This is a genomic window from Kitasatospora setae KM-6054 (genome assembly GCF_000269985.1).
In the GTDB taxonomy this organism is placed as follows: domain Bacteria; phylum Actinomycetota; class Actinomycetes; order Streptomycetales; family Streptomycetaceae; genus Kitasatospora; species Kitasatospora setae.
The window spans coordinates 749,729-761,048 of sequence record NC_016109.1 but is presented as its reverse complement, the minus strand read 5'-3'; the positions used below and the strand labels follow the sequence as shown (position 1 = coordinate 761,048).

The following is an 11,320-nucleotide window of genomic DNA, read 5'->3' as shown; positions in this document are numbered from 1 at the left end:
GCGAACAGGAGGAGGGAAGAGCGCAGGCCGGAGGAGGAGGGGTCAGCGGGGGCGGACGCGGTCGAGGGCGGCCCGGCCCGCCGCGAGCAGGACCGAGTCGTCCTGCGGGGTGTGGACGCGGGCGCACAGCACGTCGCGCAGGTGGCGCTCCAGCGGGTGGTGGCGGGTCAGGCCGTGGTTGCCGACCAGGGCCACCGCCTGCTGGACGGCGTCGATCGCGGCCCGGGTGGCGAGCAGCTTCGCGCCGCCCGTCTGCTCGGCGGCGCCCGGCTCGCCCGCGTCGACGGCCGCGGCGAGGGCGTCGACCAGCCGGTCGGCCCCGGCCAGCGAGACCTCGATCTCGCCGACGGCGGCCTGGAAGCGGGGCAGCGAGGCCAGCGGCGCGCCGAGGGCGCTGGGGGTGCGCTCGTGCAGGAAGCCGAGCAGCCAGTCCCGGGCGGCGCCGGCGACGCCGAGGTACAGGGCGGCCAGGCCGAGGCCGTTCCAGGCGCCGCCGATCGAGTGGCGGCTGCCGTCGGCGCCGGGGAGGGCGAGTGGGCCGACCCGGTCGCCGGGCACCGGGACGGCGTTCAGGTGGACGTCGTCGCTGCGCGAGGCGCGCAGGCCGAGGTGGTCCCAGACCGGTTCGACGGTCAGGCCGGGGCTGCCGGCCCGGACCAGGAAGGAACCGACCCGGGGCCGCTCCTCGTCGGTCGCGGCCCAGACCAGCAGCCAGTCCAGCAGGTACGCGCCGGTCGAGTAGATCTTGTGGCCGGTCAGCTCCCAGCCGTCGCCGCGGCGGCGGGCGGTGGTCGCGGGCAGGCCGCCGCGCACCGGGCTGCCCAGCTCGGGCTCCACCCGCAGCGCGTTCACCAGGACCGGGCGCTGCGCGGACTCGGCGAGCAGTTCGGCGAGCGGGCCGGCCGGCCAGTACGGGGTGCGGGCCTCGGCGGCGTGCGTGAACAGCGTCATCGCGGTGACCAGTGCCACCGCCGGGTCGCCCGCGCCGAGCGCCCGCAGGATCCGCGCGGTGTCGGCCAGGCCGGCCCCGGGACCGCCGTGCCGGGTGGCCACCGTCGCGGTCAACAGGCCCGCACCGTGCAGGAGTTCGAAGTCCGCGAGCGGGAGTTCGGCGTCCCGGTCGTGCGCGGCGGCGCAGGCCGCCAGCGCGGCGGTCACGGCGGGCAGCCCGTCCAGTGCGGGGGCCGGGAAGCCGGGCGAGGCAGTGGTGGTGACGCTCATCGGACGGCCTCCGGGGGCGGTGCGTGCTCGGGACGGGGGACGGGCGCCGGCTCGGACGCCGGGTCGGGCGTTGCCTCGGACGTCGGGTCGGACGTCGGGGCGGGGAGCAGGACGGGCGGGTGGCGGACGGTCACCGGGGGCGGGTCGCCGCCGGTCCAGCGCTCCAGTTGGACCGGGGCGTGCTGGCCGGTGCAGCCCTGGGAGAGCCGGGAGCTGGGCAGGTCGGCGGTCAGCGCGTTGGGGTTGCCGTGCGCGCACAGCGGCGGCTCGGTGTCGGGGACGGGGTCGAACCAGGCGCCGGTGGGCAGCCGGACCACGCCGGGGCGCAGCCGGTCGCTGAGCCGGGCCCCGGCCAGGCAGGCGCCGCGGTCGTTGAAGATCCGCACCAGGTCGCCGTCGCCGATCGCGCGTTCCGCCGCGTCCGCGGGGTGCAGTTCGACGGCCTCGCGGTCGGCCACCTTGTCGGCCAGACTGGCGGCGCCGACGTCGAGTTGGCTGTGCAGCCGGGTGGCGGGCTGGTTGGCGATCAGCAGCAGCGGGTGCCGCCGGGCGGTGGCGGGGTCGGGGCGCGGGTCGAGCCAGGCGGGGTGGCCGGGGCAGTCGGGCAGGTCGAGGGCGGCGATCGCGGGGGAGTGCAGTTCGATCCGGCCGCTGGGGGTGGCCAGCGGGTGCCGGTCAGGGTCGGCCCGGAACTCGGCGAACAGGGTGCGTTCGGGGTGCTGCTCGGGCAGCCGCCACTCGCCGTCGGCCCAGAACCGGTCGAACGACGGCGGGCCGCCCGCGCTGCCGGTGCTGCCCGCGCCCTCCGCCCCGTCCGCGCGCAGCTGCTCGGCCCACTGCCCGTACAGGTGCTCCAGCCATTGGCGCGGGGTCCGGTTCTCGGTGAACTCCGCTGCGAAGCCGAGGCGTTCGGCGAGCGCGGCGAGGATCGCGTGGTCGTCGCGGGCCTCGCCGACCGGGTCGGCGGCGCGGTGCATGGCGATCAGGTGGGTGTCGCGCCGACCGCCGCCGAAGTCCTCGCGTTCCAGCGTCGTGGTGACGGGCAGCACGATGTCGGCGTGCCGCGCGGTGGCCGTCCAGTGCGGCTCGTGGACGATCACGGTCTCCGGGCGGGCGAAGGCCCGGCGCAGCCGTCCCAGGTCCTGGTGGTGGTGGAACGGGTTGCCGCCGGCCCAGTGCACCAGTCGGATGTCCGGGTAGCGGCGGGTGGTGCCGTCGTACGGGTACTCCTCGCCGGGGTGCAGCAGCAGGTCGGCGATCCGCGCGCAGGGGATGAACTCGTCGACGGGATTGGCCGGTTGGGGCAGGAACGGCAGGCGGAGCGCGGTCCCGGTGTCGCCGACGTCGCCCATCGAGCCGTAGCCGTGGCCGAACCCGCCTCCGGGCAGGCCGAGTTGGCCGAGTGCGCTGGCCAACGCGATGGCGGCCCAGACCGGTTGCTCGCCGTACCGGGCGCGCTGCAGCGACCAGGTGACGGTGACCAGGGTCCGGGTGCCGGCCATCTTCCGGGCCAGCGCGCGGATCCGCTCCGCCGCCAGCCCGCAGATCGGCGCGGCCCAGTCGGCGTCCTTCGGGGTGCCGTCGGCCCGGCCGTCCAGGTAGCGCTCCAGCACCGGCCAGCCGCTGGTGTAGCGGGCGAGGAACGCCCGGTCGTGCAGGTTCTCGGCGACCAGGGTGTGGGTGAGGGCCAGCATCAGCGCGGTGTCGGTGCCCGGGGCGACCGGCAGCCAGTCGGTGGCCGGCCCGTCCGGCAGGTCGTCGCGCAGCGGGGAGACCAGCGTCACCTCCGTTCCGGCGGCGGCGAGTTCGGCGAGGAAGCCGGGCGTGGTGTGCCGGGTCACGCCGCCCGGCGTGACGTACACGTTCTTCGCCGGGACGCCGCCGAACGCGACCAGCAGCCGGGTGTGCCGCACGATCGTCGGCCACGAGGAGGTGGCCCGCAGCACCGCCTCGGCGTCCCCCAGCACCCGGGGGAGCAGCACCAGCGAGGTGCCCAGGCTGTACGAGTTCCGGGAAGCGGTGTAGCCGCCGAACAGGGCCAGGAACCGGTGCAGTTGGCTCTGCGCGTGGTGGAACCGGCCCGCCGACGCCCAGCCGTACGACCCGCCGAACACCGCCTGCGGGCCGAACTCCCGCTTCACCCTTGCCAGTTCACCGGCGACCAGGTCGAGTGCCCGCTCCCAGGAGACCTCCACGAACGGCTCCCGCCCGCGCCCCGCGCCGGTCCCCGGCCCGCCGCGCAGCCAGCCCTCCCGGACGGCCGGCCGGCGCACCCGGGTGCGGTGCCGCAGCGAGCCGGGGACGCCCGCCAGCAGCGGGGAGGGCGCCGGGTCGTCCGGGTGCGGCTCGACCAGCACCCCGCCGGCGGGGTGCGGGCCGGCCCGGAAGGCGCCCCAGTGCGAGGTGGTGGGCAGCGTGGTCATGGTGGGCGGACTCCAGAGTTGACGGACCGTCAGGAAGCTTCAGTGTGGCGCCAGTCGGCGCTGCGGTGGCAGGCCACCGTCCGGCCCGGCAGCGGATCGGACTCCGCCGGGCGGCCCGCGCAGCCGGCGTCGGCGAACGCGCAGCGGTGCGCGAAGGCGCACCCGGAGGACTCCGGCCGGGCGGGCGCCGGGGCGCGCAGCCGCGCCAGCTCGGCCCGCCGCTCCGGCCCGCCGCCCGGCGCGGACGCCGCCAACAGCGCCGTGTACGGGTGCAGCGGCCGCTCCAGCACCTCCGCCGCCGGTCCGCTCTCCACGATCCGCCCCCGGTACAGCACCGCCAGCCGGTCCGCGACGCCCGCCAGCGACTCCAGGTCGTGCGAGATCAGCACGACGGCGAGGTCCAGCTCGCGGCGCAGCTCGTCGAGCAGCCGCAGCACGTGGTTGCGGTTCGAGGCGTCCAGCGCGGAGACCGGCTCGTCGGCGAGCAGCAGGCGCGGACGGGTCACGATCGCCCGGGCCAGCGCGACGCGCTGGCGCTGGCCGCCGGAGAGCAGGCCCGGGCGGCGCCCGGCCAGCGCGTGGTCCAGGCCGACCAGGTCCAGCGCCTCCAGCACCCGCCCCCGCCGCTCGCCGGCCGGGACGCCGGCCACCGCGAGCGGCTGGCCGACCAGCCGCAGCACCGTCAGGTCCGGGTCCAGCGACCGCAGCGGATCCTGGAACATGTACTGCACCGCCCCGGCCCGCCGCGCCTCCCGCAGCGCCCGCCCGCGCAGCCCGGTCCGCTCCCGGCCGTCCACCGTGATCCGCCCCGCCGCGACCGGCGCCAGCCCCACCACCGCCCGCGCCAGCGTGGTCTTCCCGGAGCCGGTCTCCCCGATCACGCCGAGGATCTCGCCGGCCCGCACCCGCACGTCCACACCGTCGAGCACGGGCGTGCCCCGGTCGAACTCGACCTGTAGCGAACGGACTTCGAGCAGAGCGGTCATGGGACGACACCTCCGGGGACTCGCGGACAGACAGAGTGGACGGGACGGGACGGGACGGGACGGGGCGGCGCGCGGCAGCGCGGCCGCTCCGGCCGGTACGAGACTGCGGGCGCCGCCTCAACGAGGCTTCAGGCAGCGGACCTTGCGGTCCCCGTCCCCGTCCGGGGCTGAGACCAGCGGGACCGGGGCGAGTGAGCACTCCGGCTCCGCGTAGGCGCAGCGCGGGGCGAAGCGGCAGCCGGCGGCGGCGGTGCCGGGGGCGGGGGGACGGCCGGGGATGACGGGGAAGCGGGTGCGGGCGCCGGGGCCGAGGCCCGCGACGGCGAGCAGCGCCTCGGTGTAGGGGTGGGCGGGGGCGGCGACCACGCTCGCGGTGGGGCCGTCCTCGACGACCTCCCCGGCGTACAGGACCAGCAGCCGGTCGGTGGCGTCGGCGACCACCGCGAGATCGTGGCTGACCAGCAGCAGGCCGAGGCCGCGTTCCTCCCGCAGCCGGGCCAGCAGGTCGAGCACCTCGGCCTGGACGACGGTGTCCAGCGCGGTGGTGGCCTCGTCGGCGACCAGCAGGTCCGGGTCGCCGCTGACCGCGATCGCGATCAGCACGCGCTGCAGCATGCCGCTGGACAGCTCGTGCGGGTAGCGCCCGTACACGGCCTCCGGGTCGCGCAGGCCGACCGAGTCGAGCAGTTCGACGGCGCGCCGGCGGGCGTCCGCCCGGGACAGGCCGCGGTGCACCCGCAGCGGTTCGGCGAGCTGGCGGCCGACGGTGAGCGCCGGGTTGAGGAAGGAACCGGGGTCCTGGAAGACCGCGCCGAGCCGGGCGCCGCGCAGCCGCTGCCAGCCGCGCGCGTCCAGGCCGAGCAGGTCGGTGCCGCCGAGGGCGAGGGTGCCGGCGTCGGACCGGACGCCGGGGGCGGCCAGCCCGAGGACGGCCCGGCAGGTCAGCGTCTTGCCGCTGCCGGACTCGCCGACCAGGCCGACGGACTGCCCGGCGAGGACGGTGAAGGACACCTCCCGGACGGCCTCGGCGGCGCCGTGGCCGACAGTCACCCGCAGGCCCTCGACCTCCAGGACGGTACCGCCGGGCGCGGGCCGGTCGGGCGCGCTGCCGCCGGACGAGGGGCGGTCGGACGAGGGGCGGTCGGACGAGGGGTGGTCAGACACGGACGCGGTGGTCATCGCGGGCCTCCTCCGGCGCTCGCAGCGGGTTCGGGACGGGCGCCCCGGGCGGGGCTTCGGGCGCGGGCCCGGCCGGCTCGGCGTCCCGCAGCGCGTCGGCCAGCAGGTTGAGCGCCCCGACGGTCAGCACGATCAGCGCGGTGGGGACGACCGGGGCCCACGGCTGCTGGGCGAGGAAGCCCAGGTCGCTGGCGAGCATCCCGCCCCAGGTCGGCGCGGGCGGCTGGACGCCGATGCCGAGGAAGGTCAGCGAGGCGACCGTGAGCAGCGCGGTGGCCAGCGCGTGCGCCGTGGTGACGGCGAGGGTCGGCAGCACCTTGCGCCACACGTGGGTGCGCAGCACGGTGAGCCGTCCGGCGCCCATCAGCTCGGCGGCCTCCACGTACTGAGCCCGGTCCAGGCCGAGCGCCGCGGCCCGGGAGACCCGGAAGAACAGCGGCGCGAGCAGCACGCCCAGGGCCAGCATCGCCTGGTGCAGCCCGTTGCCGAGGACGCCGACCGCCGCGATCGCGAACAGCGTGAACGGCAGCGTCATCAGGGCGTCCACGGCGCGCAGCGACACCCAGGCCAGCGGCGCGGAGAACCGCACCGAGGCCAGGCCCGGGAGCACGCCGAGCAGCAGGGCGGTGCCGACCGCCTCGGCGGCCGCGGCCACCGACAGGCCGGTGCCCGCGAGCAGCCGGCTGAGCACGTCCCGGCCCAGGTAGTCGGTGCCCAGCGGGTGGCCGGTGCCGGGGCCGTTCAGCAGCCGGGCGGTGTCCTGGGCGAGCGGGTCGAGCGGGGCGAGCCGGCCGCCGAACACGGCCAGCAGCGCGACCACGGCCAGCACCGCCAGCGAGGCCCGCACCACCGGTCGGCGGGCCACCGGACGACGCCGCGCCGCACCCGTCGCGTCCGCCGCGCTCATCGCGCACCCGCCGGGGCCGGGCGGCGGGTGGTGCGGCGGGCGTCACGGCGGCCGGTGCGGCGGGCGGCCGGGTTGAGCGCCAGCAGCCCGGCGTCCACCGCCAGGTTGGCGGCCAGCACCACGGCGACGGTCACCAGCAGGGTGCCCTGGATCACCGGGACGTCGTGCTGTTCGGCGGCCCGCAGCGACAGTTGGGCGATGCCCGGCAGGTTGAAGATCCGCTCGGTGACGACGGCGCCGCCGATCAGCATCGGCACGCTCATCCCGAGCACCGTCACGGCGGGCCCGGCGGCGTTGCGCAGCACGTGCCCGAACAGCACCCGGCGGTGGGACAGTCCGCGCATCGCGGCGCCGGTCGCCCAGTTCTCGCGCAGCGCGCCGACCAGCGAGGTGCGCAGCTGCCGGGCGATGCCCGCCGCCGCGTCCAGGCTCAGCGCCAGCGCGGGCAACAGGGCGAACCGCAGCCACTGGGCCGGGTCCTGGTCGAGCGGCACGTAGCCGCCCGAGGGCAGCAGCCGCAGTTGCACGGAGACCAGGGTGATCAGGCCGATCGCCACCACGAACGCGGGCAGCGTGCCGAGCAGGGTGCACAGCGCGGTGACCGACCGGTCCAGCCGGCTGCCGGGGCGCAGCGCGGCGGCGACGCCCCCGGCGGCGCCGAGCAGGACGGCCAGCAGCAGCGCCAGGCCGGCGATCGACAGGTCGACCGGCAGGGCGGCCGCGATCGAGTCGCCGACCGGCAGGGTGGTGAACCAGGACCGGCCCAGGTCGCCCTGGACGGCGTGCCCCAGCCAACTGCCGAACTGCGTCCACAGCGGCCGGTCGAGGCCGAACTCGTGGTCGAGGCGGGCGATGTCGGCGGGGGTCGCGGTCTCGCCGAGCACCGCGGCCGCCGGGTTGGCGTCGGAGACCGCGCCGAGCCCGAAGGTGAGCAGCGAGGAGAGCAGGAACACGGTGGCGGCCGAGGCCAGCACCCGGCCCAGCGAGCGGGGCGCCCGGGCGGCCCGCCGCAGCACCCACCCGGCGGTCCGCGACCCGGCGGTCCGCGATCCGGCGGTCCCCTCCCGCCCGGCCGGGGCTGCCGCGCTCACGCGACGCTCACCCCCTCGAAGCGCTGCACGACGGTGAACGCGGGGATCGGCGAGACCGACTTCCGGCGGGCCAGCAGCCGCGGCACGCTGTACAGGAACACGTTCGGCATGGTCCGCACCGCCAGCGCGGTCGCCGCCCGCAGCGCCTTCGGGTAGTCCGGCGAGTCCAGCGGGGTGCGCGAGACCTGCTGGACGGCGGCCTTCAGCTCCGGCGGGGTGGTGCGGCCGGGGTTCATCAGGCCCTGCTCGCCGAACAGCACCTGGAACGCCTGGGCGGCCGAGTCGCGGCCCGCGAACTGGTCGGTGAACAGCGTCTTGGAGTGCTGCACGTAGACGATCTGGGTGGCCTGCGCCGCCGGGATCACCTCGATGTTCACCCGGATGCCGACCTCCTTCAGCTGCGCCTGCAACTGCTCGGGCAGGCCCTGCGCGGTGGTGGTGGTCAGCGTCAGGTCGACGCCGTCCGGGTGTCCGGCCTTCGCCAGCAGCGCCCGGGCCTTGTCCGGGTCGTGCCGGAACAGGTCCTCCGAGGCCGGGTCGTGGCCGACGTAACCCTTCGGGAACGGCTGGTAGTTGACCTCGCCGTGGCCGAACAGCTGGGTCTTCACCAGGGCTTCGCGGTCGATCGCGTACTTCAGCGCCTCCACCACGTCCGGGTTGTCGAACGGCGCCTTGGTGGTGTTGACGTCCAGCACCGCCACCACCAGCGACGGGATCTCCTGCACCTCCAGCCCGGCCGCCTTGGCCGCCTCCACCTGGCTGCCGGGGATCTGCGCGACGTCGAACTGCCCGGACTGCAGGCCGCTGACCACGGTGGCGGCGTCCGGCAGCGGGTAGAGCTCGAAGTTCTCCAGCCTGATCGCCCCGGCATCCCAGTAGCGCGGGTTGCGGCGCAGCACCGCCTTGCTGTTCTGGACGTAGGAGACCAGGCTGAACGGGCCCGAGCCGGCCGGCTTGGCGGCCAGCGCGGCGGCGTCCGACTCGAACGCCTTCGGGTTCACCACCAGGCCGGTCTTGCCGGCCAGCAGGTTGGGCAACTGGTAGTCGGGGGAGGCGAGTTCGATCACCACGGTGGTGGCGTCCGGGGCCAGCACCTGCTTGACCTGGGTCAGCTGCGGGGCGACCAGCGACTTCGGCTCGGTGCGGCCGCGGTCCAGGCTCTTCTTCACCGCGGCGGCGTCCAGCGGGGTGCCGTCCTCGAAGACCAGGCCGGGGCGCAGGGTGAACGTCAGCCGGGTGCCGTCGGCGTCGTACGTCCAGCCGGTGGCCAGCGCCGGGACGGCCTTGCCGCTCTCGTCGAGCTTGGTCAGACCGGCGTACACCAGGGACAGCGCGTGCACGTCCCAGCCGGCCGAGGAGAACACCGGGTCCCACGAAGTGGGCAGCGCCCAGCCCCACTTGAGGGTGCCGGAGCTGCCGGACGAGCCGGTCTGCGCGACGGTGGCGCCGCCGCACGCGGCGAGGGCGAGCGCGGCGCCCGCCCCCAGGCCGAGGCCGAGGAACGAGCGTCTGGCGAGGGCGGAGGCGGTGGAGGGCAGGACGGAACTGGTCATGACGGGGCGTCACCTTTCACGGCGCGGCGGGTGCCCGGGCACGGGCGTCGACGCGGACGGGCCGCGGACGGCGGGAAACGGGCACGACGGCGCGGCGGGGCACCGGCGCGGAGGGGACCGGCGGGGGAGTGGGGCCGGCGGCCGCCGCCCGGTCGCGGGCGGGGCGGTTCACCGGGGGAGAGAGGTCCGGGGACGGCGGCCGGAGCCTGCCGTGCGGCGCGGGGAGGCCGCGTTCCGGGGGCCGCGGGCGGTCGGGTCCGCCGGCGGGAATGGGGGCGCTCAGCGACAGAGGTCGCTGCTGGTGCGCCGGAAGTCCACGTACCGGCACACCACGTTGGGGTGCGTCGAAAGCATGCCGCCATCCTGTCGGGCGGCCGGGCCCGGTGTCAATGGACACCAAAAGGTGTCTGTTTGATCGAGGGGCGGCCGCGCCACCGCTTCGCGGCCAATCCGTGCGCAGCGGAAGGAAAGTGACGGACCGTCAAGCCGGACGGACCGGATCGGGCGCGTCCGGAACGTCTCAGGATGCGGAGAGCAGCGGTGAGACGGCGGCCTCCCGCGGCGACAGGTACAGCGGGCCGCCCGCCGTCCCGACCGTCACCGCGCCGGGCGGCGGACCGTCCGGCGCCTCCGGAGCGGTCAGGCTCCCGTAACGGCACAGCAGTTCGGCCGGCCCGGGCCCGCCGTCCGCCGCCACGGCCAGCCCCGGGCACACCGCCCGCGCCGCGCCCAGGTACTCCGCCGGTGACCGCCAGCCCGGCACCACCCGGCACCCCGCCGGGCCGCGGAACAGCAGCGTGGGCAGGGCGTAGCGGTGCCCGGCCGCGATCTCCTTCGCCCCGCCCGGGTGCGGGCCCGGCCCGCGCAGCCCCACCACCTCCGGGCGCGGCGCCCGGGTCTCCGCCCGGTCCCGCGCCACCCGCGCGCGCACCGGCGCCGAGGCCGCGGCGGCCGCCAGCGCCGCCCCGTCCAGGCCGGGCACCCCGCGCAGCGCCGCCGCGATCCGCTCCGGCGTGTCGGCGGGCTCGCCCCGGACGAACGCCGACTCGCGCAGCCGCCGCAGCACCCGCTCGGCCACCTCGGGCCCCTGCCGCTCTGCGGCCGCGGCCGCCAGCGAGGCGGGCCAGCTGCTCGCCGCCACCCAGCGCAGCCGGGCCGCCCGCGGCGCCCCCGTGTGCCCCGACACCCGGGCCACGAACTCCCCGTACCAGGCGGCCTCCGCGTCCGGGTCCGGCGCCGGCTCCTCGTCGTCGTCGAAGAGGATCCCGAACACCCGCCGGTGCGCCGCCGCCCCGGCCAACGCCCGGCGCAGCCCGCGCAGCGCGGGCTCCGAGCCCCAGGCCCACGGGCAGAACGGGTCGGTGAACTCGACGACCTCCAGCGGCGGGCGAGTGCCTGGCGGGAGCGCGTCCGGCGGGAGCGCGTCCGGCGGGAGGCCGGTCGCCGGGGGCGTGTCCGGGCCGGTCACACCGCCTCCGGGAGCGGCCGGGGCGCCGGGCGCCGGGAGCGGCGCACCAGCGCGGCCACGGTGGTGCCCGCCAGCACCTCCCCGGCGCGCTCCTCGACCTCGCGCCAGATCCCCGGCAGCGCGTCGGCCGGCCCGGGGTAGGCGAGCCCGGTCAGCGGCTCGCCGCGGAGCGTGATCAGCTCGCCGTCCACGGCGCGCACCACGTCGAGCAGCGTGATCTCCGCGGCCGGGCGGCCCAGCCAGTAGCCGCCCTCGCAGCCGCGCTGACTGCGGACCAGTCCGGCCCGGCGCAGGTCGCCGACCACCGACTTCAGGAACCGGAACGGGATCTCCTGGGAGGAGGCGATCGCCTCGCAGGTGAGCGGACGCCCGGTGTCGCAGGCCAGTTCGACCAGTGCGCGGGCGGCGTAGTCCGCCTTCGCGGAAATATGCATACCCCGAAGTATCCACCGGGCCGGGCGATCATCAAGCCCCCGCCGGAGCGGCCGCCGC

At 77.1% G+C, this 11,320-nt stretch carries 9 protein-coding genes; all 9 read right to left on the bottom strand.

Translation table 11 applies throughout. The features are described from left to right. Positions 1-42: 42 nt before the first annotated feature. Positions 43-1,221, bottom strand: a complete 1,179-nt coding sequence (locus tag KSE_RS03275; RefSeq protein ID WP_014133843.1) for an acyl-CoA dehydrogenase family protein — start codon at positions 1,219-1,221, stop codon at positions 43-45. Next, positions 1,218-3,644: a molybdopterin-dependent oxidoreductase gene (locus KSE_RS03270; RefSeq protein ID WP_014133842.1), complete on the bottom strand. Its 2,427-nt coding sequence runs from the start codon at positions 3,642-3,644 to the stop codon at positions 1,218-1,220. Before KSE_RS03270 ends, KSE_RS03275 begins: the two co-directional genes overlap by 4 nt. Positions 3,645-3,673: 29 nt before the next feature. After that, complete coding sequence (locus tag KSE_RS03265) at positions 3,674-4,630, bottom strand: ABC transporter ATP-binding protein (protein WP_014133841.1); 957 nt, start codon at positions 4,628-4,630, stop codon at positions 3,674-3,676. A gap of 117 nt (positions 4,631-4,747) precedes the next feature. Next, entirely contained in the window at positions 4,748-5,809 is a 1,062-nt protein-coding gene (locus KSE_RS03260; protein WP_033260197.1) for an ABC transporter ATP-binding protein, read from the bottom strand. After that, positions 5,787-6,716 (bottom strand): ABC transporter permease, encoded by a 930-nt coding sequence (locus KSE_RS03255; RefSeq protein ID WP_014133839.1) that lies wholly within the window; start codon positions 6,714-6,716, stop codon positions 5,787-5,789. Before KSE_RS03255 ends, KSE_RS03260 begins: the two co-directional genes overlap by 23 nt. Continuing rightward, a complete protein-coding gene (locus KSE_RS03250; protein WP_014133838.1) occupies positions 6,713-7,807 on the bottom strand; it encodes an ABC transporter permease in 1,095 nt (364 codons plus the stop codon). The genes KSE_RS03255 and KSE_RS03250 overlap by 4 nt, the downstream gene beginning before the upstream one ends. Then, a complete protein-coding gene (locus KSE_RS03245; RefSeq protein ID WP_014133837.1) occupies positions 7,804-9,360 on the bottom strand; it encodes an ABC transporter substrate-binding protein in 1,557 nt (518 codons plus the stop codon). The genes KSE_RS03250 and KSE_RS03245 overlap by 4 nt, the downstream gene beginning before the upstream one ends. A 520-nt stretch (positions 9,361-9,880) precedes the next feature. After that, complete coding sequence (locus KSE_RS03240; protein ID WP_014133836.1) at positions 9,881-10,828, bottom strand: DsbA family protein; 948 nt, start codon at positions 10,826-10,828, stop codon at positions 9,881-9,883. Then, a complete protein-coding gene (locus tag KSE_RS03235) occupies positions 10,825-11,262 on the bottom strand; it encodes an RrF2 family transcriptional regulator (RefSeq protein WP_014133835.1) in 438 nt (145 codons plus the stop codon). The genes KSE_RS03240 and KSE_RS03235 overlap by 4 nt, the downstream gene beginning before the upstream one ends. Positions 11,263-11,320 lie beyond the last annotated feature (58 nt).